Genomic DNA, 24,697 nt, shown 5'->3' with positions numbered 1-24,697 from the left:
ATAGCCGGAGCCCTTGACGCCGCCGCTGACGCGCATCGCGATCTGGCGTTGCGCCGCACCACGCGCGCCCTGGTGCCACAGCCATGAAAGTCGGGATCAGCCGGTTGCGCTGGCATAGATGTCGAGAACGTCCGTCACGCCTGCGATGAGGAGTTCCCTGGCCTTTGGCGCGACGGATCCGCTCGCTACCGCGCTGTCGAGGCGGCCGAGATACTGGCTGATCAGGGGTGAGGGGATGTCGCGCTCGCCCAGCGCCTGCATCAGCGCGTTCACGGACTGCCGCGCCGCCGGCGCAGGCCAGTAGTAGCGGATACGGTCGCTGTAGGAAAAATGCCGCTCGATCCGCTGCTCGGCCTCGGAGCCGTGATAGTAATTCTTCCAATTGCCGGGCGCCGCCAGCATGACGCGCTCCATGGCCGCCGGCAGGCTTTCCCGCGATGGATCGGGAACCAGAATGTCGGCGATGTGGCTCAGGCCGTAGAGGGCTTCCCGCAGCGCGAAGGTCAGCCATGGCCCGACCTTGAGTATGGCAAAACCGTCGTCGACCAGCGCGCTCAACGCCATGACCGGCTGGTAGTCGGTCGAGTGGGCCTCGAAGACGAATTGCGACAGGTCTCGCAGCGTGCCGGTAAGCGCCCGGGCGCGTTCCGGCCGGTAGGTGATGACCTCGGCATTGCCGAATTCGACGCCCGGCTGCACGACGACGCCGATCGCCCGCGAGAAAGCCTGGTCGAGGCCGCGCCGGCTAAAGGCATCGTGGTGGATGCGAACCGTCTCACCCGCAGCCTCCGGTGTCGTCACCGCCAGATGGTCCATGGCCTCCTGTGCGCCGCCCGGCACCGGCACTTCCGTGCCGATGACATAGACAGGCCTGGTGCCGCCTGTTCGTTCAACCGCGGCCTCCGCCACCTCGGCCAGTTCGGCGGCGCGCGCGGCGATGGTGGCGTCGGGCGGTGCCGCGCCTTCGCCGGCGCAGCCCATGCTGGCGTCCAGGTGGATCTTTGTGAAGCCGGCCTCGGCATAGGCATCCACCATGCGTGCGGCTTTTTCCATCGCCTCGGGCGCTGGCAGGTGCTTCCAAGGATTGGGGCCCAGATGATCGCCGCCGAGCACCAGCCTGTCCAGGGGAAAGCCGGCCTTTCCGGCGATCGTCTCGACGAAGCGGCGGAAATCGCGCGGTGTCATGCCGGTATAGCCGCCCTCGTGGTTGACCTGGTTGCAGGTGGCCTCGATCAGCACATCGGCGCCGCGCGCCTTGCCGTGGCGCAGCGCCGCTTCGACGACCAGCGGATGGGCCGAGCAGATCGAGGTGATGCCACAGCGTTCGCCGGCCGCACGGCGCGTGGCGATGCCAGCCAGTCGATCGGTCGCCTGGCTCATGCCGGTGCTCCGGTCCGGGCGGTCTCGATGAACGCCTCAACGGTGGCGAGCGAGGCGATACCCTCCATCGGTCCCTTCTTCGTCACCGCCAGCGCGCCGCAGCCATTGGCTATTCGCAGCGCCCTTTCCGGTGCCTCTCCACGCAGCCAGAAGGAGACAAAGGCCGCGGTAAAGCAGTCTCCGGCGCCGGTCGGATCGATTTCCTCGACGACGAAGCCGGGTGAGGCTGTGCGCCCCGACTGGGCGTAGTGGACGGCGCCCTGCGCGCCCTTCTTGACGACGATAGTGGAGATGCCGCGGTCCAGCATTTCGCGTACCGCGCTTTCCTCGTCGTTTGCCTCGGCGAAGGTGAAGAGTTCCGGCCCGCTCGGCAGGAACACGTCGGTCTTTGACAACACGAAGAGCAAGGCGTCGCGCATGCCCGGTAGATCGAGCATCTCCTTGCGGATGTTGGGGTCGAAAGAGACCGTGCCGCCGCGCGTCTTGACGGCTTCGATCCCGTTGCGGGCAATTTCGATCACCTCGGGCGAGAACAGCGATGTCCCCATGACGTGAAAATGGTCGGCGCCGGCCAGCAGTGCGCGCGCTTCCGCGCCCATCTCGATCAGGCCGGCGGCACTCTGCTTGATGTTGTAGACGAAGTGCCGGCTGCCATCGCTCTCATAGGTGACGAAGGCGGTTCCGGTCGCGGCACCGTGATGGACGGTAATGGCCGAGATGTCGGCGCCGTCGGCACGCAGGCGCTCGATGTTCAAATGGCCGAAATCGTCGTCGCCCACTGCCGCGATCAGCCCCGCCGGCTGGCCGAGCCGCGCCGCCTGATCGACGAAGATGGCGGGAGCGCCTGAGGGAAACGGACCGACCAGCGGGCCGGGGGCGCGAAAACTCTGGCCGATCCGCTCGGCCATGATCTCGACCAGGATCTCGCCGGCACAAACCAGTTTCTTCATGTCCTCACCATCTGCCGGACGGACGGCCTCCGCTTGGCCAGAAATTCCTTTATCCGTGCATGTTCAAAACCTAAGTTGTCGTTTTCGGAGCGTCAATAAATAATTTGACGTGCGCAATGCTTCTGCGTTGTACTGGAAACCGTGGAAATTTGACTGAATAAGTTGGCTCAAGCAATGCTGCCTCACCGCGACGATCGCAAGACTGATTCTCGCCAGAGCGTTAAGGCTGGCATCGAGGATAAGGGGCCTGAAATATAGATGGCGGAAAAGACCCACCGGACGATGGATGATTTCGCCAGGGCGTCCGGCGTTTCGCGGCCGACCCTGTCGAAGTATTTCGACGATCCGGCCAGCGTGAAGCCGGCGACCCGGGCGCGCATCGAGGCGGCGCTTAGTTCGTCCGACTATCAGCCGAATGTTTTTGCCCGCAACCTCAACCGCAAGCGCACCCGCAATGTCGGCATCGTCGTACCGGCGATCACCGATCCGTTCTACGCCGAGATGGTCAGCCGCATCGAACGGCGCTGTCGCGACGAAGGGTTTTGGCCGATTGTCATCTCCTCGCACGGTTCGCCGAAACTGGAGGCGGAATCGGTCAGGACGCTGACGTCGCTGAAGGTCGCGGGTGCTATCGTCGCGCCCTTGGGCTTGGTCTCCGAACCCGGCGTCTTCGAACGGATGAGCGAGGACATCCCGATCGTCTATTTCGACACCTATATCGAAGGCGACACGCCATTCGTCGGGAATGACAACCACCAGAGCACCTCGACCATCGTCGATTATCTCTGCCGGTCCGGCGAACCGCCTGTCTATGTCGACATCCCGCACGTCAACCACAATTCGGGCGAACGCCTGCAGAGCTATATCGACGCGATGCAGGCCGCGGGCCTGGAGCCCACTGTTCTCAAGGCGGCGGGCGACTATAGCTGGGACTTCGAGCGCATCGGCCACGAATGGATGGACAGGACGCTCGAGAAAGGCGGCCTGCCGGCCCGCACGCTGCTCTGCGCCAATGACCGTCTCGCCTTCGGTGTGATGGCGGCCGCCTTTTCGCGCGGGCTGAAGATCGGCCGCCGCGCCGATTGCGATTTTCGCGTCGCCGCCCACGATGATCATCCGTTGAGCCGCTACACCTGTCCCGCGCTGACCACCATGGCACAGGACTTCGCCGCCATGGCCGGCCGCAGCGTCGAGATCCTGCTGGCGTTGCTGGACGAGGCCGATCCGTCCGGCCGTGATCTGGCGTGCAACGTCAAGCTTGGCGCCACCCTGGTGATGCGTCAGTCGGCCTGAGTGATCGGCTCCGGCGTCTGTAGGCGGAGCCAGGCCGCCGCCTCGCTTACCGTTTGCCGCGCGGCCAGGATGTGGCGGCCCATCGAGACGAAGCCGTGGATCTGACCCGGCCAGTGTCGCAACGCCAGCGGCACTCCGTCGGCGCGCAGGCGCTCGGCATAGGCCGTGCCTTCGTCGGCAAGGATGTCGTGGCCGGCGATCACGACGAAGGCCGACGGTGCGCCGGCGAGGCTGGAGGCCAGCAGCGGCGATACGCGCCAGTCCGCGATATCATCGGGCGTTCGCACATAGTGGTCGCGGAACCAGGCCATGGTGGCGGCGGTGAGTCCGAAGCCTTCGCCGAAACGCCGGTAGCTGTCCGCCGTCTGGCGGGCATCGGTGTTGGGATAGATCAGGATCTGGGCGGCGAGCGGCGGCGCCAGCCTGTCGCGGGCGAGCAATGCCAGCACGGCGGCAAGGTTGCCGCCGGCACTGTCGCCAGCGACGGCAATACGGGTAGGGTCGATGCCGAGTTCTCCAGCGGCCATGAAGCGTAGCGCTGCCGCGCAATCCTCGAGCCCGGCGGGAAACTTGTGCTCCGGCGCCAGCCGGTAATCGGGACAGACGACGACGGCGTTGCCGAGATTGGCCAGCCAGCGGCAGATATCGTCATGCGAGGAGAGATTGCCGATCACCCAGCCGCCACCATGCAGATAGAGCACGGCGCGCGCCCCGGTCCGCGGCGCGCCGATACCGCGATGGATGCGGATCGTCACCGGACCGTTCGGCCCGTCGATCTGCTGCTGCTCGGTTGCCGCGACCTGTTCGTGCTCGCCCTGCAGCGTCGGGAACGAAGCGTTGTACGCGGCCCGCGCCGCCGCGACGCTGCCATTCTCGAAGGGTTCGCCGCGGGCGGCACGGCCGATTTCCAGGGCACGCAGCGCATCTGGGTCGAGCGTCATCGCCATCTCCGTCAAAGCAATTCCAGGAAAAGTGTGCAGCGGTTTTCCGTCCGGAATTGCGGGAAAACAAGGAACGTTTAGGCGAGCAGGCCGCGCGCCTCGTCTTCGCCAAGCAGGGCCGGCTGGACGACGTCACCTGCTATGGCGACCGGACTTTTCGTCTCGCCCGAATGCAGGATCGCTTCCATGATCTCCAGCACATGCAGCGCCAGATTGCCGGAAGCGCGGGGCGTCGCGCCTGTCTGCAGCGAACGCACCAGGTCGGCGACGCCGAGCATGCGGTAGTTGGCGCGGTCGGGCGCCGCGTAAGGCCAGTTGCAGGCGCCGTAGAGTTCGCCTTCGCTGGCGAAATCCTTCCAGTCGGCGCCGCGTTCCGACAGCGACACCGTGCCGCCGAACGTATCCGGGTCGGGCAGCCGCAGCGAGCCTTCCGTGCCGTGCAGTTCGATCGGATGATTGGAATGCCTGAAGACATCCCATGACGCGCCGAAAGTGACGGTCGCGCCGGAGCGGAATTCGAGCAGCGACAGCACACTGGTCGGCGTGCCGACCTTGAATTTGGTGTTCTTGAACGGCCCTTCGGCCGTGATCAGGCGTTCCTCTTGGCCGCGTGTCACCATCGCCATGACGCGTGCGACCGGGCCGAGCAGATTGACCAGCATGGTCAGATAATAGGGACCCATGTCGAACACCGGGCCGCCGCCCGGCTGATAATAGAATTGCGGATTGGGATGCCAGTGTTCCATGCCGCGCCCCATCATGAAGGCGGTGCCGGTGACAGGGCGGCCGATGGCGCCCTCATCCATCAGGCGGCGCGCTTTGCGTCCGGCTGCGCCAAGGAAGGTGTCTGGAGCCGAGCCGAGCAGCAGGCCGCGTTTGGCCGCCTCCGCCACCAGGCGGCGGCCGTCGCCGGCCGAGGTTGCGAGCGGTTTTTCGGTGAAGACATGCTTTCCCGCCGAAAGGGCGGAGAATGAAATATCGAAATGCGCCGCCGGAATGGTCAGGTTGAGGACGAGGTCGATCTCGGGATCGGCCAGCAGCGCATCGACGTCAAGGGGCCGGATACCGTATTCCTTGGCTCGCAGCGCCGCCATCTCGGCTGAAATATCGGCGCAGGCGCGCAATTCGATGCCGCCGAAAAGCGCGGCATTGCGCAGGTAGGTCATCGAGATGTTGCCGCATCCGATGACGCCGATGCCGAGTTTGGCTTGTGAGTTTGCCTGCATTTCTGTCGTACCTCCCAATGCGATCACGTCTGCCCGATCGTCGCGACGGTGCCGGATCGGGCTCGAAATGGCTATACAACGTTTTAAATATTGACGCGCGTAAAATTTTTATAGAACATGCGGAAATGCCTGCGCGGTGTCGGGAGTCTGCTGGCCCTGGGAGGAGAAAATGACGGACATGAAAACCGGCCGATCGCGGGCGCCAAAGCCCGTGGGTCATTCGCGCCTCGGATATTTCGAGGGCGGCCAGGGATCGCGACGGGTTAAGGCATAGATCACCATGGCCCCGATCCTATCAAGCTGGCTGCGTATTGGACCGGGCAGGCCATCGTCCGTGATCACCACATCGACGCCAGACAGCGAAAATGCCTTGGAGGTCCCGCTGACGCCTCATTTGCTCGAATCCGCATGACCCAGGCTCGGTCAAATAGGATGTCCCTCCCAAGGAGACTGACGGGTCCGTGTGTTGCAATGGATGATTGGACCCTGTCTGCTGGCGGGCGATATCGCCGCGCCTCTGCCGTTGTCACCGTTCCGCCAATTGCACTCGTGCCGTTCTTGCATCATCGAAGGGCCGACAAGGGCGGCATCAAGGAATAGGCGGGATCAAGGAATGAAAGGATGAACGTGGAAGACCTCAAAGTCGGCTGCCAGACCTTCACCTGGGAAATGCTGGGAGACCGGTTCACCGGCGGCCCCGACGATCTGTTGAAGGCGATCGCCGATGGTGGCTATGCCGGCATCGAGATCACCGACACCATGATCGGCCACTATGCCGGCAAACCCACCGAGTTCGCCGCCGCGCTGAAGTCGTCCGGTCTGGCGCTCGTTTCCTTCGCCTTTGGCTCCAGGAGCGGCTTCACGCTCAAGGACGGGATCGGCACCGATCTCGAAACCGCCAGGCGCTGGATCGATTTCGTGGCAAACTTTCCCGATGCGCTCGTGTCGATGGGCTCGGCCACCGTCGTCTCCGACGGGCCACGCCACGACAAATTCGCTGTCGCGGCCGAGGTTTACAACAAGGCCGGCGAACTCGGCCGCAAGGCGGGTGTCCAGGTGGCGGTGCATCCGAGTTCGCACCACAACACGCTGCTGTTCGACCGCGCCGATTACGACGCGATTTTTGCCTTGCTCGACCCCGATCTGGTCGGCTGGGTGCCGGACACCGGTCACATCCTGCGCGGCCACAGGGACATGGCCGACACGCTCACCACCTACCGCGACCGCATCCGCTACATCCACCTCAAGGACGTCGATGCCGACGGCACCTGGGCGATGCTGGGCCAAGGCGTCTGCGACACGCCTCAAGTCATCGAGATCGCCGGTACCGCGCCGAACTTCAACGGCTGGCTGGTGCTGGAAGAAGAATCCGACACCGCCGCCGCCGATCCGGCCGGCGCGGTCAAGACCAACCGCCGGACCATGCGCGGCTACGGGGCCTGAGACGATGATCCAGAAACAGGACAGACGCCTCAGGGTCGGTGTGCTCGGCTGCGGCCCGATCGCGCAGTTCGCGCATCTGGAATCCTGCGTCAAGGCCGGCAATGCCGACCTCTACGCCATCTGCGATGCGGCACCCGATTTGCTCGCCCGCATGGGCGCCACCTATGAACCAAAGAAGATGTATGCCGACTATGACGCCATGCTCGCCGATCCCGAGCTCGAAGCGGTCATCGTCGCCACGTCGGATGCCTATCACGTGCCGATGTCGATCAAGGCGCTCGATGCCGGCAAGCATGTTCTCTGCGAAAAACCGATCGGTACCTCGGTCGAGGAAGGCGAGGCGCTGGCCGAGGCGGTGAAGCGCTCCGGCAAGGTGCTGCAGGTCGGCCACATGAAGCGCTTCGATCCGGCGCTGGAGGCCGCCCGCGACTTCGTCCGCGACGAGATGGGCGAGGTGCTGGCACTGAAGGCCTGGTATTGCGATTCCACCCACCGCTACACCAACACCGACGCCGTGCAGCCGCTGCCCGTCACCAGCAAGCTCGCGAAAAAGCCGGGCGGAAATCCCAAGGCTGATCTCAGGCAATATTTCATGCTGGCGCACGGATCGCATCTGGTTGACACCGCCCGCTTCCTCTGTGGCAATATCGTTGCCGTGCGCGCCCGCCTCAACGAGCGCTTCGGCGCCTATTGCTGGTTCGTCGAAACCGAATTCGCCAGCGGCGCGCTTGGCCATCTCGACCTCACCGTCGCCGTGCGCATGGACTGGCACGAAGGGTTTCAACTCTATGGCGAGAACGGTTCCGTCATCGCCAGGACCTTCAACCCTTGGTATTTCCGCGCCAGCGAGGTCGACATCTTCCATGAGAAGGACGCGACCTCGCGAAAACCGCTTGGCGCTGACGGCCACTTCTTCCGCCGCCAGCTCGAGGGCCTTGCCGACACCGTGCTCACCGGCGCGCCGATGCGCGGCGCCAATGTCGGGGACGGCATCGCGTCGATCCGCGCCATGGTGGCGATTGCGCGCTCTGTGGAGACTGGCGAGCGGATCGAGCTTGCCTCGGTTTCGGGTGCGGTCTGATGCGCCTCGGCATCTTCGCCAAGACATTTGCGGGCACCGACCCGGCCACCGTGCTGGCTGCCGTGAAGCAGGCCGGCTACGAGACGACGCAGTTCAATCTCGCCTGCGCCGGCCTGCCGTCGATGCCGGATGCCGTGCCGGCGAATGCCGGCGCCGCCATTGGTGCCGCCGCGCGATCGTCAGGCGTTTCGCTGGCCGCGCTGTCGGGCACCTACAACATGGCGCATCCCGACAAGGCTGCGCGCGACGACGGGCTGAGGCGCCTGGCGGTGGTCATCGACACTGCAGCCAAGCTCGACATCCCACTGGTGACGCTCTGCACCGGCTCGCGCAACGCAGCCGACCAATGGGCATACCATCCCGACAATGCCGATCCGTCGGCCTGGTTCGACATGGCCGTCGAAATGGCGAAGGCACTGGCGCTGGCCGAGGAGGCCGGCATCGATCTCGGTATCGAGCCCGAGCAGGCCAACATCGTCACCTCGGCCATGGATGCGACCCGGCTGATCGCCGAGATGGGTTCGAAGCATCTGAAGATCGTGCTCGACCCCGCCAACCTGTTCGAGCATGCAAAGCCCGATGAAGCGAGAGCCATCGTCGCCGCCGCGATCGATGAGGCCGCTGGCCACATCGCCATGGCGCACGCCAAGGATCGTTTTGCCGACGGCCGCTTCGCCACATCAGGCCAGGGTGTCGTCGACTTCCCGGATTTCGTCGCGCGATTGAAGGGGGTGGGTTTCGATGGCGCGCTGGTCACGCACGGCTTGTCCGCCGACGAGGCTCCTGGCGTCGCAACCATCCTGCGGGGGCTGCTCTGATGGGTGCCGCGCCGACGATCATGCTGCGCGACGACGCTGCGCTCCACGTCTTCGACACCCACGTCTTCGACACCCACGTCTTCGACACCCAGGTCTTGGACACCCAGGTCTTCGACACGGGGCAGGGGCTTCCCATCGTCTTCCAGCATGGCCTCGGCGGCGATGCCGCGCAGGTGGCGCTGAACTTTCCCGACAGTCCGTCGCGCCGCCGGCTGACGGTGGAATGCCGCGCGCAGGGCGGCTCAGGTGCCGGCGGCAAGCGTCCGTTTTCGATCGGGATGTTCGCCAACGATGTGCTCGCCGCTGCCGATGCAGCTGGCATTGAGCGCTTCGTTGCCGGTGGCATCTCGATGGGCGCCGCCATTGCACTGCACCTGGCGGCCCGCCACCCGGCTCGCGTCACCGGTCTTGTCCTGGTGCGCCCGGCCTGGACCTTCGACGCGGCCCCGCAAAACATGCGCCCTTACGTCGAAGTGGCGGAACTCATCCGCGACCACCCGCTGGAAGGGGCGCGCGACATCTTCGCGGCTTCGGCAACGGCGGCCCGCTTTCGCAGCGAGGCGCCGGACAATCTCGCCTCGTTGCTCGGCTTCTTCGCGCGTGACAACGCGAGCGTTTTTGCCGAGGTGATGCAGGCGATCGCCAATGACGGGCCTGGCGTGACGCGGGCGATGGCGACCGGCCTCGCAATCCCGACGCTTGTCATCGGCAGCGGCATCGACCTCGTCCATCCCTTGGCGACCGCCCGCGAACTGGCTGAGACCATCCCCGGCGCCGCCTTCACCGAGGTGACGCCGAAAGCCGCCGACAAGGATCGCCATTTCACCGGAATCCGCGCCGCCATCGGCGGCTTTCTCGATAGAAATTTCAACAACCAGGACCACTCATGATCTCGAAACCTTTGTCAGGCCCGGCCGCCATCGCCGCACTGCCGCGCGACCGTCTGATCGCCGAATTCTCATCGTGGTCGGCCAATCTCGCCAATTTCGAGAGCGACTTGCAGCGCATCGAACCCTATGTTGATGTGCACCACATCGACGTCGCGGACGGCCATTTCGCGCCGTCCTTCCTGTTCTTCCCCGATCTCGTCGCCCGTATCGCCAAACTGACGGCCAGGCCCGTCCACGTCCATCTGATGGTCGACCAAGCAATCGTCGAAGAACAGACGCGCCAGTTCATCGAGGCCGGCGCCGACATGATCAGCGTCCATGCCGAGAACGGCGAGGCGGGTCTGCGCGCGGTGCGGCTGGCGCATGAACTCGGCGCCGAGGCCGGCGTTGTGCTGAGGCTGGAGACCCCTGTAGAGGCGATGAAGCCTTTCGTCTCCGAAGTGGCGTTCGTCACGCTTCTTGGAACCGCGATCGGCGTCAAGGGCCAGGGCCTGTCGGAGAAGGCCTGTGACAGGCTGGGCGAAGCCCGCGCCATCCTGAGGAACGCTGGTCGTGAGTCGGCCGTGGTGCTCGCCGCCGATGGCGGCATCCGCCACGAAACCGTGCCGCTGCTGCGCGCCGCCGGCGCCGAGACCGTGGTGCTCGGTTCGCTCGCTTTCGGCGACGAGGATCTCGCCAGCCGCATCGGCTGGCTGCATGGTCTGAAGGTCGCGGCCTGATGAGCATTGAAGTCGCCCTCGCGATCGATCTTGGCGGCACCGAGCTTCGTGCCGCCCTGGTCGACCGTGACGGCAAGATCCTGGCCTTCGCGGCTGTGCCGACGCAGGCGCAGGCCGGCCCCGACGTGGTGATCGGCCAGATCGAGGCGCTGGCCGCGACCATTCATGCCGAAGCGCCGGGGCTGTCGATCCTCGGCGTCGGCGTCGGCGCGCCGGGCCCGCTCGATCCGCTGGCCGGCATCGCCGTCGGACCGCCGACGCTGGCCGGCTGGCAGGACGTGCCGCTGGCCGACATCCTCGAGCGGCGGCTCGGCCTGCCGGTGCGGCTGGAGAACGACGCCAATGCGGCAGCGCTCGGCGAATGGCGCTTCGGCGCCGGCCACGGTGCGCGCTCCCTGGTCTTCGTCACCGTCTCGACCGGGATCGGCGGTGGCGTCGTCGCCGACGGACGCATCCTGCACGGCCGTCGCGGTCTTGCCGCGGAGATCGGCCACATGACCATCACCAACGAAGGCGAGCGCTGCGTGTGCGGCGTCGTCGGCTGCTTCGAGGCGATCGCTTCGGGAACCGCGCTCGGCCGCCGCGCCAATGCCGCAACGTCTCCTTTGGACGGTTCGACGCTGCGCCGCCTCTCGGCCAACGCCGAGGTCATGGGTCGTCACGTGGTCGAGGCCGCGCGGCTGCAGGACGACCTCGCTCTGGCTCTGCTCGAGGAGGAGGCGCGCTGGCTGGGCGTCGGCTTCACCAACCTTTTGCACCTCTATTCGCCCGACGTGCTGGTCGTTGGCGGCGGCATCGCCAATGGCCTCGACCTGATGGCGCCCGTCATCGGGGCGACCATCCGCCAGCGCGCCATGCGCGCCTATCGCGACGTGCCGGTCGTCCAGGCCCGGCTCGGCCGCCATGCCGGGCTGGTCGGCGCGGCCAGCCTCGTCCTGTTCGATGATTTGGGCACGTTGGCGGCTCCCATTCCCGTCGGCCCAAGTACATATCCGGACACGCGGAGGGACTTCAAGGGCTGAGCTCAAGCTGGCGCGGTCCTGTCTCGCTGCAAGTCGATCCGTCGCGCTGCGACCCCTCGTGGCAGATGGCAAGGCCGTGCCACCGCTGCGCAAAGCCGCCTGATAGCGATGAAACATGACCATGGCCGCAAGCGGCGTGCTTGCGGCCATTGTCCGTCGTATGAAACCGTGGATCACTCGGCGGGAACGATGTCCGCCGGCAGGCTGTCGTCGGCGGTCCCAGCCAGCGCTCTCGCCAGCTTGGCCTCGTCGAGTTCGCCTTCCCAGCGCGCCACGACCAGCGTCGCCACCGCATTGCCGACGAAGTTGGTCAGCGCCCGGCATTCCGACATGAAGCGGTCGACGCCGAGGATCAGCGCCATGCCGGCGACCGGCACCGAGGGAACCACCGAAAGCGTGGCGGCCAGGGTGATGAAGCCTGCCCCGGTGATGCCGGCGGCACCCTTGGACGACAGCATCGCCACCAGCAAAAGCAGGATCTGGTCTGATATCGACAGATGGATGTTCGTCGCTTGGGCAATGAACAGGGCGGCAAGCGTCATGTAGATGTTGGTGCCGTCGAGATTGAAGGAATAGCCGGTCGGGATGACCAGTCCGACCACCGAGCGCTTGGCGCCGGCCTTCTCCATCTTCTCCATCAGCGAGGGCAGGGCCGCTTCCGACGACGAGGTGCCGAGCACCAGCAGCAGCTCTTCCTTGATGTAGCGGATCAGCGACAGGATCGAGAAGCCGTTGTAGCGGCAGACGGCACCGAGCACGACGAACACGAACAGGAACGAGGTCGCGTAGAAGGTTCCGACCAGCATTGCGAGGTTGATGACCGAGCCGATGCCGTATTTGCCGATGGTGAAGGCCATCGCACCGAACGCGCCGATCGGGGCTGCCTTCATCAGCACGCTGACCAGCTTGAACATCGGCGCCATCAGCGCTTGCAGGAAATTGAGCACCGGCGTGCCCTTGTCGCCGACCAGCGCCAGCGCGATGCCGAACAGCACCGAGAAGAACAGCACCTGCAGGATGTCGCCGTCTGCGAAGGCGCCGACGATCGTCGTCGGGATGATGTTCATCAGGAAGCCGGTAACCGACTGGTCATGTGCCTTGGCGGCGTAAGTGTTGACCGTCGAGGCGTCGAGCGTCGCCGGATCGATGTTGAAGCCGGCGCCCGGCTGCACGACATTGGCCACGACAAGGCCGATGATCAGTGCCAGCGTGGAGAAGGTGAGGAAGTAGAGCATCGCCTTGCCGGCGACGCGGCCGACCTTCTGCAGGTCGCTCATGCCGGCGATGCCGGTTGCCACCGTCAGGAAGATGACCGGGGCGATGATCATCTTCACCAGCTTGATGAAGGCGTCGCCGAGCGGCTTCATGCTCTCGCCGATCGCCGGATAGTAATGGCCGAGCAGGATGCCGACGGTGATCGCCACCAGCACCTGGACGTAGAGCTGGGCATAGAGGGGCTTGCGCTGCGCGGCGGGCGCGGCGGATTGGTCTGCGATATGCATCGAACTCTCCCTGGCCGGATGGACGGAACCCGCCCTGCGTGACTTCTCCCATCGCGGCGTTCCGGTCGCCCGCCGCTGCACGGATGTTTGCAAACGCTGTGCCAGATGCCGGACAGGCCGGAATCCCTGGGTTCAGCCGTTCCTGCCTTGCCTTTGACGGAGAGTTGTGCGGATTTCCGCACAGGTCTTGTTTGCCTGGGCGGAATTCCGCATTAGACTGGGGGCAAAGCCGGGGAGCAAAGGGAGAGGGCCGACGCCACAACAGCGCATCGATAGCGGATCCCCCGGGTTTGCCGGCCGCGACCTGCTGCGCGAAGCGGTAGCGCGCCTGCGCGGCCGTTGGCTGTTTGCGGCAATAGCGCTCGCTCTGCTTGCCGGCGCGGTTGCCACCGCCGGGCGCATCGCCGAGGGTCAGGCCGCCGATGACCTGCGCGACGGGGCATTGGCCGCCTTGCCGCTGGCGGCCGGAACCCTGACCGGCGAAATCGAAAAGCAACGTCTCGTGCCGCTGGTGCTGGCGCGCGACGATGCGGTGCGTGATGCGCTGCGCCGTGCCGGGAAAGTCGAGGAAACAGCGCTCGACGCCAAGCTGAAGGCCATAGCCGGCGATGCGTCGGCCTCGGCCATCTATGTCATCGATACGGCGGGCATGGCGATATCGGCCAGCAATGCCGGCCAGCCGGACAGCTTTGTCGGCATCGATTATAATTTTCGCCACTATTTCACCGATGCGATGGCCAAGGGCGCGGCCAGCCAGTATGGCCTCGGCACGATCAGCGGCAAGCCGGGACTCTACCTTGCCGGCCGTGTCGACGACGGTGGCAAACCGCTTGGCGTCGCGGTTCTGAAGGTCGAACTCGGCGGTGTCGAAGCCAATTGGCGGGCGAGCGGCTTTCTCGTTTTCGTCACCGACGAGCGCGGCGTCGTTCTGGCCACCAGCCAGCCCGACTGGCGGTTCCATGCGCTGGCGCCGCTCTCCGCCGCGGATGCCGCCGCGGCGCATGACCAGCTTCAACTGGTCGACGCCGCCTTCGAGCCGCTGCCGATACGGCGTGGCGCCGGTGACGGCCTGGCGACGATCGAAGAAGCCGGAAAATCGCGCCGGTTCGTCGAGGTGGTGCAGGACTTGCCCGGTGCCGTCCCCGGCTGGCGCCTGTGGCTGCTGACGCCCGCCGATGCCGCCTTGACCGCCGCCGCCAACACGGCGCGCCTGACGACACTGCTCGGGCTGCTGCTGATGGGGCTGCTTGCCTATGTGTTCACCCGGCGCCGGCGCACACGCCGGCTGCGGCAGGAGGCGCTGGCGCGCATGAATGCCGAACTCGAAAGCCGGGTCAGTTCCCGGACCGCCGAACTGACGCGATCGAACACGGCCCTTGCCGGCGAAATCGCCGAGCGCGAAAACGCCGAGGCCAAGGTCCGCCGGCTGCGCGACGATCTTGCCCAGGCCAACCGGCTCTCCATCCTCGGCCAGATCGCCGCCGGCGTGGCGCATGAGATCAATCAGCCGGTCGCCGCCATCCGCACCTATGCCGAGAATGCCCGCCGCTTTATCGAGGCCGGCAAGACCGAACCGGCAAGCGGCAACCTGACCTCGATCGTCTCGATGACCGAGCGCATCGGCGCGATCACCAACACGCTGCGCACCTTTGCGCGACGGCCTGGCGTCGCTGCCTCGCCCTTGCCGGTACGCGAGGCGATCGAGGGCGCGCTGTCGCTGCTGTCCGGCCGCATCCGCGATTCCGGCGTCACCATCGTCAAGCCGCGCGGCACCGCATCGCCATTGGTGATGGCAAGCCGCATCCGGTTGGAGCAGATCCTCGTGAACCTGTTGCAGAACGCGCTGGACGCCATGAAGGACCGGCCTGATCCCCGCATTGAGATCGACCTCGCCGAACGCGGCGACCGCGTGCTGATTTCGGTGCGCGACAATGGTCCCGGCCTCGATCAGGACGCCGCCGCCAATCTGTTCATGCCGTTCCAGACCACCAAGGAGAAGGGGCTTGGCCTCGGCCTGGTGATCTCGCAGGAGATCGCCCAGGAATTGGGCGGCACGCTGCGGCTCGACCCCGACACCGCCAGCGGCGCATCCTTCACCATCGACTTGAGGCGGATCGAATGACGCAGGGATCAGGGCTGGTCGCGCTCGTCGACGACGATGCGGATCTGCTGCATGCCACCACGCAACTGCTCGAACTTGCCGGCTTCACGGTGATCGGGCTCGACGCTGCCGAGACAGCGCTTGGTGTCGTCGACAGGGACTTCGAGGGTGTGGTCGTCAGCGACATCCGCATGCCCGGCATGAATGGGCTGCAACTCTTCGACCGTGTCAAGGCTGTTGATCCCGACTTGCCGGTGATCCTGGTCACCGGGCACGGCGATGTCGATCTTGCGGTCGCCGCGCTCAAGGATGGGGTCTATGATTTCATCCCGAAACCCTATGCGGGGGAGCGTCTGGTGGAGGCGCTGAAGCGTGCATCGGAGAAACGGCGGCTGGTGATGGAAAACCGGCGGCTCCGCGAAGCCGCCGCACTTGCCGCGGACGGCATGCCGTTGATCGGCGAAGCGCCGGCCATAAGGCGGTTGCGCGAGACCTTGCGCCAGATCGCCGACATGGACGTCGACGTGCTGGTGGAAGGCGAGACCGGAACCGGCAAGGAAGTGGTGGCCGACCTCCTGCACCGGTGGGGCCGGCGGCGTGCAAAGCCGTTCGTGGCACTGAACTGCGGCGCTCTGCCCGAGACCGTCATCGAAAGCGAGCTGTTCGGCCACGAGGCCGGCGCGTTTACCGGGGCGCAGCGACGGCGGATCGGCAGCATAGAGCATTCCAGCGGCGGCACGCTGTTCCTCGACGAGATCGAATCTATGCCGCCGGCCCTGCAGGTCAAGCTGTTGCGGGTGCTGGAGACGCGCAGCCTCACCCCGCTCGGCTCGAACGAAACAAGGCGCCTCGATCTCCGGGTCGTCGCGGCGACCAAGGTCGATCTCGGCCGGCAGGACCAGCGCGGCGGTTTTCGCGAGGATCTCTATTTCCGCCTTAACGTGGTGACGCTGCGCATTCCGCCGCTGCGCGAGCGGCGCGGCGATATCGAGATGCTGTTCGGCCACTTCCTTGGCAAGGCGGCGAAACGGTTTGGCCGGCCTGTCGCCAAGGTGAACGCCGCCGTGAGCCATCATCTCCAGTCGCATGACTGGCCGGGCAATGTGCGCGAACTCGCCCATTTCGCCGATCGCGTCGCGCTCGGTCTTGGTCCCGATGACGAAACCAGGTTCTCGCCCGCACGATTGCCAGCGCCCGCCGCCGCACTGCCGGAGCGGGTCGGGCATTACGAGGCGCAGCTCATCCGCGACGCGCTGCGCGACCATGGCGGCGACGTGCGCGGCGCCATCGACGCGCTCGGCGTGCCGCGCAAGACGTTCTACGACAAGCTCAAGCGCTATGGCATCGCCGCATCTGATTTCCGTCCCTCTTGATCTTTCCAAGTGAGTATCGCGAAAGCCATGAACACGACACTTGAAACGACCGCCGATCCCCTGCCGGAAGAACTCGCCTTTCTCAGTGAACGGCTGACGGCGTTCAACGACGGCGATGTCGGCGCGTCCGAAAAGAAGGCGCTGGCGGTGTTCGTGCGCGACGAGATCGGGGCGATCGTCGCCGGCATTTCAGGCTACACCGCCTGGGGCTGGCTCTACGTGCAGTGGCTGTGGGTCGACGAAAGGCTGCGCGGCCAGCACATGGCAGGCCGGATGCTCGACGCGGCCGAACGCGAAGCCGTGGCGCGCGGCTGCCAAAACGCCTGGATCGACACATTCAATCCCAACGCCGCCAAGGTCTATCAGAGGCAAGGCTACCAGCCTTTCGGGACGCTGGCCGATTTCCCGGTCGGCCGCAGCCGCGTCTTCCTGCGGAAGAAACTGGTCGACTGATCAGCCAGCCAGCTTTCCGCCGCGCATCGGCCGCGGCGCGCCCGTCGTGCTCGGGAAACTGATCGGCAGGCCGCGCAGCACGCGAACCGCGAGGAAGGCAAAACACTCCGCCTCCACCGCGTCGCCGCTCCAGCCGAGGCTTTCGGCCAGCACGACCTCGACCCCGGCGCGGCTGGCGAGCATCGCCATCATTGTCGGGTTGTGGCGACCGCCACCGCTGACCACCAGCTTCTTCGGCCGGCTGGGCAGAAGGTCGAGCGCCTTGCCGACAGCGGACGCGGTGAAGGCGGTGAGCAGGGCCGCGCCATCCTCGGCGCTCAGGCCGTCGGCCATGGCCGCGCCGAAATCGAAACGGTCGAGTGATTTCGGATAGGCCTTGGTCAGATAGGGATGCTGCAACAGCTTGGCGAGCCGGGCTTCGTCCACCTTTCCGGCGCCGCCAAGCGCGCCGTCGCGGTCCATTTCGCCGAGCCCCTTCGATTTGATGAAGTCATTGAGCGGCGCGTTGGCGGGGCCGGTGTCGAAGGCGATGACATTGTCGGCGCCGTCCCACCAGGTGATGTTGGCGACGCCGCCGAGATTGAGTACCGCCACCTCGCCACTGGCGCCGGCGCCGGCGCCGCGCATCAGCGCGGTGTGATAGGCAGCGGCCAAAGGCGCGCCCTGTCCGCCGGCGCGCATGTCGGCCGAGCGGAAATCGTAGGCGACCTTGGTGCCGAGGATGGCATGCATGAGCTCGCCGTCGCCGAGCTGCCGGGTCTGGCCGAGCCGTCCGACCTGCGGCGCGCGATGCAGCACGGTCTGGCCGTGAAAGCCGACGACCCCAATCTCGGCCATCGTCATGCCGTAACCTTCCACGAGTTCCTTCACCGCCGCCGACTGTGCGCGCGTCAGCGCCTCTTCGGCCTTGCGGAAAATCGCAGGTTCCGGCCCGGTGAAATTCCAGGCCCGCGCCGCCGCCAGCGTCTCTTCCAGCAGCGACCGGATCGAGGCGGGATAAGGCATCAGCCGGTAAGTGCCGAAATCGTCTATCCGCTCGCCATCGGTCTTGATCAGGGCGACATCGATGTTGCCGTCAAGCACCGTGCCGGTCATCAGGCCGACGGCCCAGATTGGTTCCATCATTGAGCTCCATTGATTAGGTCGCCGACCGCTTGCCGAAGCTGAACGATGCCGCTGTCGAAATGACGTGTCGGATGGATCCGGTTGGTAAGCAAGGTCCATGCCTGACCCTTGTCGAAGTCGATCCACAATCCTGTGCCGGTGAAGCCGGTGTGGCCGATCGTTCCCGGACCGCACAGCGCACCGCCGGACCAGCCTTGGTAAGGGAGCTCCCAGCCATGGGTGCGGGTGACGGACAGGGGCTCGCGCATCAGCGCGATCGACTGTTCGGATGCGCCGGTTCCGTCCAGCAATCCCCAGGCGAAATCGAGCACCGAAGCGGCCGTGCCGAACAGGCCGGCATGGCCGGCGCCCTGCAGCGCCGAGCAATTGTCGTCGTGGACCTCGCCGGACAGCACGCGATGGCGCCAGGTGCAGTCCTCGGTCGCCGCGGCGGCATCGGGTTCCGCGAACCAGGCAAAGCCCGGGCCGGGTTCCATGGCGCGGATGCTCTTGCCCGACAGCCGCTCCATCGCAAAGCCGAGCAGGATGAAGTTGATGTCGGAATAGACAGGGTCGCGCGCCCGCCATTCCCGCTGCAGGATGAAGGCGCGCAGCAGTTCGGGGTCGCGCCCATAGGTGTAGATCGGCTCGACCGCCGGGAAGGGCGTCTGGTGGCCCAGGCACTGGCGAAACGTCACCTTCCGCTCCCATGCGTTCGCGTCATACTGGCGAAGGTCGGGAAGCAGGGAAATCAGCGGCGCGTCGAGATCGATGATGCCGTCCTGCGCCAGCGCCAGGATACGCGGCGTGGTAAAGATCACCTTGGTCAGCGACGCCAGGTCGAACCAGGTCTCAACGGTCATCGGCCTGACTTTAGGCACAAGCTGCGCGGAGCCGATCGCTCTGGTGATGCGCTCGCCATTTCTGCCGACCAGGCCGAGCACGCCGCCGGGAATGCGCTTGGCCGCCACTGCCGCTGCGAGCGGTTGGAACGCGCGGTCGAAGAGCTGGGTGAGGGGGCTCAATGCCGGCCTCCGCACGTGGGCATGTCGTCAAACGGAAAAGTCGGCGATCCTTCGCACCCCCCTCTGTCCTGCCGGACATCTCCCCCGCAAGGGGGGAGATTGGCCGTAATAGCGGCTTTCGCCAATCGCCGACGTCGCAGGAAGGGGCGGGATGCCGAAGCTGCTAATCTCCCCCCTTGCGGGGGAGATGGCCGGCAGGCCAGAGGGGGGTGCTGTCCCGCCGACCTTGCATATCCCAGTGCACCGTCCATCACACCTCCACCCTCGCCATGTGATCCCCGCCAAACCGCTCCCACTTCGCCGGCGCCGGCTCAAACCCTCTCGGGCGCACCAGCGAAGGCACCTGGCGCGTATCCAGGTCGAAACGCTCATGTCGCCGGTCGATAGTCGGAACGGCTGATATAAGCTTCTTCGTATAGGAATGCTTCGGATTGGACAGCACCGAGGCCGCGTCCCCGATCTCGACGATCTGGCCGGCATAGATGACGGCGATGCGGTGCGCGATCCGCTCGACCACCGCCATGTCATGCGAGATGAAGAGATAGGCCAGCCCAAACTCGCGCTGCAGGTCGACCAGCAGCTCCAGCACCTTGGCCTGCACCGACACATCGAGCGCCGACACTGCTTCATCGAGGACCACGACGGACGGGTTGAGCATCAGCGCTCGGGCGATGCACAGCCTTTGCCGCTGGCCGCCGGAGAATTCATGCGGATAGCGCTCCAGGCTGTTCTTGGGCAGGCCGACGCGTTCCAGCAGGCGCGCCATTCTGGCCCGCGTTTCGGCATCCACCCGGCCGCCGGTGGCGATCACGGGTTCCGCCAGAATGCTCTCGATCGTCAGCCTTGGATTGAGAGAGGCATAAGGGTTCTGGAACACCATCTGCATGGGCCTGGCGCTGCGTCTCTGCGAGGCCGCTCGGGCGCCGACCGAGAAGCTGCCGCGCGCCGGCCGCACAAGCCCTAGCACCGCCTTGGCGGCAGTGGATTTGCCCGAACCGCTTTCGCCGACGATGGCCAGCGTCTCGCCGTGCATCAGGTCGAAATCGACGCCGTCGACGGCATGCACCGCGCCGGTGGCGCGGCTGAAGAAACTGCTCTTGAGGGGAAACCGAACCACGAGGCCATCGACCTTCAAGGCCGGTTCGGCGCTCGCGCCGTTGTCGCGTTGCCCATCCGAGCGCGTCGCGCGACCGCTGGCGAAATGCGGCACGGCGTGCAGCAGATGCTGGGTGTAGGGATGCTGGGGGCTGTCGAGGATCCGGTTGAGCTCACCCTGTTCGACGGCCTGCCCGTTCTGCATCACCATCACCTTGTCGGCGATGCCGGCAACCAGGCCGATATCGTGGGTGATGAAGATGACGGACATGCCGCTTTCGCGCTTCAGCTCGGCAAGCAGCGCCATGATCTGTGCCTGCACGGTAACGTCGAGCGCCGTCGTCGGCTCGTCGGCGATCAGCAGGCGCGGGTTGCAGGCCAGTGCAATGGCGATCATCACCCGCTGCAGCATGCCGCCGGACAGCTGGTTGGGCGTGTATTTCAGCCGCCTTGCGGCATCGGGAATGCGCACGCGGTCGAGCGCGTCCTTGGCTGCCGCAGTAGCCTGCCGGCCGGTCAGGCCGCGATGCAGGCGGAACGATTCCTCGATCTGGGTGCCGATGGTCAGCACCGGGTTGAGCGAGGTCATCGGTTCCTGAAAAATCATGCCGATCTCGGCGCCGCGAATGCCGGTCAGTTGCGGTTCGGTCGCGGTCGTCAACTCGAAGACGGTCCCATTGGCCCGCTTGAGCTTCATCGAGCCGCCAGTGATGCGGCCGCCACCGAAATCGACGAGCCGGTTGATCGACAGCGCCGTCACCGACTTGCCCGAGCCGCTTTCGCCGACAATGGCCAGCGTCTCGCCATCGGCGATATCGAAACTGACGCCGCGCACCACCTCATTGGCCCGGGGGTCGCGGCTGAAGCCGACGCGCAGGTCCGAGACTGACAAGAGCGGGGTCATGCGAACGCGCTCCGCATCCTCGGGTCGAGGATGTCGCGCAACGCGTCGCCCAGAAGGTTGAAGCCGAGAATGCTGATCATGATCGCCAGGCCCGGGAAGATCATCAGCCAGGGTGCCGTCTCCATCAGGTTGCGGCTGTCGCTCAGCATCAGTCCGAGCGACGCGGCGGGCGGCTGCGTGCCGAGGCCGAGAAAACTCAAGCCGGCTTCGGTCAGCAGCGCCCAGGCCAGTGCCAGCGTCACCTGTACGGTCAGCGGCGCCACCAGGTTGAGCAGCAGGTGGCGCGTGACGATGTAGCTTGAGCTGCTGCCGAAGGTGCGCGCGGCATCGACGAATTCGCGTGTCTTGAGCGACAGCGCGGGGCCGCGCACCACGCGGGTGAAGATCGGCGTGTAGACGATGCCGATGGCAACGACGCTGGTCCAGGTGCCGGGTCCGGCGACGGTGACGATGAGCAGTGCCAGAAGGATCGCCGGGAAGGCCAGCAGCACGTCCATGATCCGCATCACGACGCCGTCCCAGCGACGCCCGAGCCAGGCGGCGGCCAACCCCAGGATCTTTCCGGCAAGCGCCGCGAAGGCCACCGAGAAGAAGGCGACGGTAAAAGACTGGCCGATGCCCGCCATCAGGCGGCTGGCGACGTCGCGGCCGAACAGGTCGGTGCCCATCCAGTAGGCGGCGCTAGGCGCATGCAGCCGGTCGATACGGTACTGCGTGATCGGATTGTGCGGCGTCAGCCCGAGCAGGCCGAGGATGGCAAGCAGCAGATAGACGCACACGATGACGCCGCCGATGCGGCCGCTGCCATGGCCGAAGATGGCACGCAGGATGCGCATCACTGTTCCCCCAGCCGGATGCGCGGATCGAGCGCGACATAGGCGAGGTCGACCAGGAGATTGACGGTCATGAAGTTGAAGGCGATGAAAAGCACGCTGCCCTGCACCAGCGCGTAATCGCGCTGCAGGATGGCGTCGAGCACCATGCGCCCCAGGCCGGGCAGCGCATAGATCTGTTCTACGATGACGGCGCCGCCCAGGAGGTAGCCGAATTCTATGCCGCTCAGCGTCACCACCGGGATCAGTGCATTGGGCAAAGCGTGCCGCCAGATGACGCTGCGCGCCGAAGCGCCCTTGCTGCGCGCGGTGCGCACATAATCGTCGCTCAACACGTCGAGCATTGCCGATCGCGCAATGCGGGTGACCGACGCCGCGAAGGCAAAGCCCAGCGTGATGGCGGGCAGGATCAACTGGCTGAGATTGCGCAGGGGATCCTGCCAGAGCGGCACGAATTCACCCATCGCCGGCAGTACGCCGAAGCCCGCCGACAGCGTGTAGATGATCAGCAAGCCAAGCACGAAGCTCGGCGTCGACTGGCCGATCATGGCGACAACGCGCACACCGAGATCGGACAGCTTCTCGTTGTGAGTGGCGGCGTAGATGCCGGCCGGCATGCCGACGGCGAGTGCAATGATCATAGAGAGGAGCGCCAGCTCCAAGGTCAGCGGGAAGCGCTCGAGGATGACGTCGAGAACCGGCCTGCCATAGGTGACGGATATGCCGAAATTGCCGTGCAGGATGCCGCCGATCCAGCGCCAGTACTGGACGAACCAGGGCTGGTCGATGCCGAAATAGGCGGCGAGCGAATCCCGTTGTGCCGGCGTCAGCAGGCCGGCCTCGGTGCCCAGCATCGCCGTGATCGAATCGCCGGGCACCATCCGGATCGCGACGAAGACCAGGATGGACACGCCAAGCAGCACGAGAGGAAACGTCGCCAGCCGTCGCAGGAGATAGTTCACGCCAGGAAGACCTCTCGTCCCGTTGCCGAAGCTACTGGATCGTCACCTTGCTCAGGCTGAACAGCGTGCCGGTCGGCGTCGGCACGAACCCGGATATGTTCTTCTGTTGCGCCGTATAGCTATAGGAGGTGTAGAGCCAGATCCACGGCGACATTTCGGCGAGATGCTTCTCGAATTCGCCGAAGATCGCTTTGCGTTTGGCTGGATCGGTCTCTGCGCGGCCCTGCTGCATCAGGCTGTCGAGCGTATCGTCGATGTAGTTCGCCACCTTTTGCAGATTGCCTGACTTGGTCCAGTAGCGGTTGTACATGGTATAGGGGTCGGCCCGGCCGCCATTGAGCGCGATCGCCATGTCGAAATCGCCCTTCAGCCAGGCGTCGACATAGACGTTGAGCTCCATCATCTTGATACCGAGTTTGACGCCGATTTCGGCGAGCTGCGACTGGATGACCTGGGCTTCCGCGGCTGCCGTCGGCGGCTCGCCCGTGGCGCCGATCACGGTCGCCGAAAAGCCGTCGGCAAAGCCGGCCTCGGCCATCAGCTTCTTGGCCCTTTCGACATCGCGCTTGTAGCAGAACAACTGGCTGGGATCGGTGGCCAGCGCCGGGATGGTCAGCGGCCCGGTGACCTTGCCTTCGCCCAGCGCGGCGGTGTCCAGCACCTCCTGCCGGTCGATGGCGCAGGAGATCGCCTGGCGCACCTTGAGCTCGGTCATCGGCTTCCGCGACGGGTTGAGCTGCAGCACGTTGTAAGCCAGCACCGGCACGCGGTTCAATTGCAAGTTGGCTTCCTTCGGCACCAGCGTGGCGACGAGCGGATCGTTGAGCAAGGCGAAATCGATCTGCTTGGTGCGCATGGCGGCGAGGATCGCCGCCTCGTCGGGCAGCACACTGATCTCGATGCCGTCGACGCCGGTCGCGCCGCCGGCCCAGTTCTTGCTGGCGCTCAAGACTTCCTTGGCGTTGGGATCCCACTTGTCGAGCTTGAACGGGCCCGAACCGACCGTCTTGGTGCCGATCGAGCCGGCCTTGATCTCGGTCGCCGGAACGATGGCCGCGTTGACGTCGCTCATCGCCGTCAGGATAGGTGCGTCGGCCTGCGACAGGTGGAACACGACGGTCGCCGCATCCGGCGTGTCGATGCTGGCGATCGACAGGAAGTTGGCGCGGGCAGCGGCACCGGTCTTCTCGTCGAGAATGCGCTCGAACGACGCCTTGACGTCGGCGGATGTCACGGCGGTGCCGTCCTGGAATTTCGCCTTGGGATCGAGCTTGAAGGTCAGCCCCTTGCCGTCCTTCGAAAACTCCCAGGAGGAGGCGATGGCGGGAATGATCCGCAGGCTGGCGTCGACGCGCACCAGCGGCTCATAGATCAGCTCCAAAAGCCGCAGCGAGGAAAAGGCCGTCTGCTTGTGCGGATCAAGCCCGGTGGCGTCCTGGGACCAGGCCATGTGCAGCGTCGCCGCCTGCGCCGAAACCGTCGCGATGCCGAGCATCGCGGCAAGGGTGATGCCCGAAAGCAGCCTTCTTGTAAGATGAACCATTCTCGTCTCCCATTATTGAACTCGGTGCCTTGCAGTTTC

The 24,697-nt window shown here is 65.6% G+C and carries 21 protein-coding genes; 10 read left to right on the top strand and 11 right to left on the bottom strand.

The annotated features are described in order from the left end of the window. Positions 1-96: 96 nt before the first annotated feature. Positions 97-1,380 carry a D-tagatose-bisphosphate aldolase, class II, non-catalytic subunit gene (locus FJ954_RS12855; protein WP_140661540.1) on the bottom strand — a complete coding sequence of 428 codons (1,284 nt, stop codon included), beginning with the start codon at positions 1,378-1,380 and terminating at the stop codon, positions 97-99. Then, positions 1,377-2,330: a sugar kinase gene (locus FJ954_RS12850; protein ID WP_140661539.1), complete on the bottom strand. Its 954-nt coding sequence runs from the start codon at positions 2,328-2,330 to the stop codon at positions 1,377-1,379. Before FJ954_RS12850 ends, FJ954_RS12855 begins: the two co-directional genes overlap by 4 nt. Positions 2,331-2,588: 258 nt before the next feature. Here FJ954_RS12850 and FJ954_RS12845 point away from each other — a divergent pair, with 258 nt between their 5' ends. After that, entirely contained in the window at positions 2,589-3,623 is a 1,035-nt protein-coding gene (locus tag FJ954_RS12845) for a LacI family DNA-binding transcriptional regulator (protein WP_140661538.1), read from the top strand. Here FJ954_RS12845 and FJ954_RS12840 read toward each other — a convergent pair. Then, complete coding sequence (locus FJ954_RS12840) at positions 3,611-4,564, bottom strand: alpha/beta hydrolase (RefSeq protein ID WP_140661537.1); 954 nt, start codon at positions 4,562-4,564, stop codon at positions 3,611-3,613. The genes FJ954_RS12845 and FJ954_RS12840 overlap by 13 nt on opposite strands. Positions 4,565-4,641: 77 nt before the next feature. Further along, entirely contained in the window at positions 4,642-5,790 is a 1,149-nt protein-coding gene (locus tag FJ954_RS12835) for a Gfo/Idh/MocA family oxidoreductase (RefSeq protein ID WP_140661536.1), read from the bottom strand. A 621-nt stretch (positions 5,791-6,411) separates the two neighbouring features. On the opposite strand from FJ954_RS12835, the gene FJ954_RS12825 reads away from it, so the two are divergent. From FJ954_RS12825 to FJ954_RS12800, 6 genes are read left to right on the top strand one after another with little or no spacing between them, the layout of a single operon-like run. Continuing rightward, positions 6,412-7,233, top strand: a complete 822-nt coding sequence (locus FJ954_RS12825; RefSeq protein ID WP_140617435.1) for a sugar phosphate isomerase/epimerase — start codon at positions 6,412-6,414, stop codon at positions 7,231-7,233. 4 nt (positions 7,234-7,237) lie between these two features. Next, positions 7,238-8,314 (top strand): Gfo/Idh/MocA family oxidoreductase, encoded by a 1,077-nt coding sequence (locus FJ954_RS12820; RefSeq protein WP_140661535.1) that lies wholly within the window; start codon positions 7,238-7,240, stop codon positions 8,312-8,314. Continuing rightward, complete coding sequence (locus FJ954_RS12815; RefSeq protein WP_140661534.1) at positions 8,314-9,132, top strand: sugar phosphate isomerase/epimerase; 819 nt, start codon at positions 8,314-8,316, stop codon at positions 9,130-9,132. Before FJ954_RS12820 ends, FJ954_RS12815 begins: the two co-directional genes overlap by 1 nt. Next, on the top strand, positions 9,132-10,022 hold the full coding sequence (locus FJ954_RS12810) for an alpha/beta fold hydrolase (protein WP_140661533.1): 891 nt from the start codon (positions 9,132-9,134) through the stop codon (positions 10,020-10,022). Before FJ954_RS12815 ends, FJ954_RS12810 begins: the two co-directional genes overlap by 1 nt. Then, the gene (locus tag FJ954_RS12805) at positions 10,019-10,741 is read left to right on the top strand and encodes a ribulose-phosphate 3-epimerase (protein ID WP_140661532.1); all 723 of its coding nucleotides are present in this window, start codon (positions 10,019-10,021) and stop codon (positions 10,739-10,741) included. Before FJ954_RS12810 ends, FJ954_RS12805 begins: the two co-directional genes overlap by 4 nt. Then, on the top strand, positions 10,741-11,763 hold the full coding sequence (locus tag FJ954_RS12800) for an ROK family protein (protein ID WP_140661531.1): 1,023 nt from the start codon (positions 10,741-10,743) through the stop codon (positions 11,761-11,763). The genes FJ954_RS12805 and FJ954_RS12800 overlap by 1 nt, the downstream gene beginning before the upstream one ends. A gap of 173 nt (positions 11,764-11,936) precedes the next feature. Here FJ954_RS12800 and FJ954_RS12795 read toward each other — a convergent pair whose 3' ends face one another. Further along, positions 11,937-13,265, bottom strand: a complete 1,329-nt coding sequence (locus FJ954_RS12795; protein ID WP_140661530.1) for a dicarboxylate/amino acid:cation symporter — start codon at positions 13,263-13,265, stop codon at positions 11,937-11,939. A gap of 166 nt (positions 13,266-13,431) precedes the next feature. On the opposite strand from FJ954_RS12795, the gene FJ954_RS12790 reads away from it, so the two are divergent. Genes FJ954_RS12790 through FJ954_RS12780 form a run of 3 tightly spaced genes read left to right on the top strand, consistent with a single transcriptional unit; the run spans position 13,432 to position 17,192 of the window. Then, a complete protein-coding gene (locus FJ954_RS12790; protein ID WP_140661529.1) occupies positions 13,432-15,387 on the top strand; it encodes a sensor histidine kinase in 1,956 nt (651 codons plus the stop codon). Beyond that, entirely contained in the window at positions 15,384-16,739 is a 1,356-nt protein-coding gene (locus tag FJ954_RS12785; RefSeq protein ID WP_140661528.1) for a sigma-54 dependent transcriptional regulator, read from the top strand. The genes FJ954_RS12790 and FJ954_RS12785 overlap by 4 nt, the downstream gene beginning before the upstream one ends. Positions 16,740-16,766: 27 nt before the next feature. Continuing rightward, the gene (locus tag FJ954_RS12780) at positions 16,767-17,192 is read left to right on the top strand and encodes a GNAT family N-acetyltransferase (RefSeq protein ID WP_140661527.1); all 426 of its coding nucleotides are present in this window, start codon (positions 16,767-16,769) and stop codon (positions 17,190-17,192) included. On the opposite strand, the gene FJ954_RS12775 is transcribed toward FJ954_RS12780, so the two are convergent. The 6 genes from FJ954_RS12775 to FJ954_RS12745 form a co-directional block, all read right to left on the bottom strand. Then, positions 17,193-18,314 (bottom strand): anhydro-N-acetylmuramic acid kinase, encoded by a 1,122-nt coding sequence (locus FJ954_RS12775; protein ID WP_140661526.1) that lies wholly within the window; start codon positions 18,312-18,314, stop codon positions 17,193-17,195. It abuts the gene before it with no gap. Further along, a complete protein-coding gene (locus FJ954_RS12770) occupies positions 18,314-19,321 on the bottom strand; it encodes a serine hydrolase (protein ID WP_140661525.1) in 1,008 nt (335 codons plus the stop codon). The genes FJ954_RS12775 and FJ954_RS12770 overlap by 1 nt, the downstream gene beginning before the upstream one ends. 250 nt (positions 19,322-19,571) lie before the next feature. Further along, positions 19,572-21,320, bottom strand: coding sequence for an ABC transporter ATP-binding protein (locus FJ954_RS12760; RefSeq protein ID WP_140661524.1), 1,749 nt, complete (start codon positions 21,318-21,320; stop codon positions 19,572-19,574). Then, positions 21,317-22,156 (bottom strand): ABC transporter permease, encoded by an 840-nt coding sequence (locus tag FJ954_RS12755; protein WP_140661523.1) that lies wholly within the window; start codon positions 22,154-22,156, stop codon positions 21,317-21,319. The genes FJ954_RS12760 and FJ954_RS12755 overlap by 4 nt, the downstream gene beginning before the upstream one ends. Continuing rightward, entirely contained in the window at positions 22,156-23,115 is a 960-nt protein-coding gene (locus FJ954_RS12750; RefSeq protein WP_140661522.1) for an ABC transporter permease, read from the bottom strand. Before FJ954_RS12750 ends, FJ954_RS12755 begins: the two co-directional genes overlap by 1 nt. A gap of 31 nt (positions 23,116-23,146) precedes the next feature. Continuing rightward, positions 23,147-24,658 carry an ABC transporter substrate-binding protein gene (locus FJ954_RS12745; protein WP_140661521.1) on the bottom strand — a complete coding sequence of 504 codons (1,512 nt, stop codon included), beginning with the start codon at positions 24,656-24,658 and terminating at the stop codon, positions 23,147-23,149. Between the last annotated feature and the right edge of the window lie 39 nt (positions 24,659-24,697).

The sequence above is a fragment of the Mesorhizobium sp. B2-3-15 genome (assembly GCF_006442875.1).
Classification (GTDB): Bacteria; Pseudomonadota; Alphaproteobacteria; order Rhizobiales; family Rhizobiaceae; genus Mesorhizobium; species Mesorhizobium australicum.
This window is presented reverse-complemented; position numbering and strand designations above follow the sequence as displayed.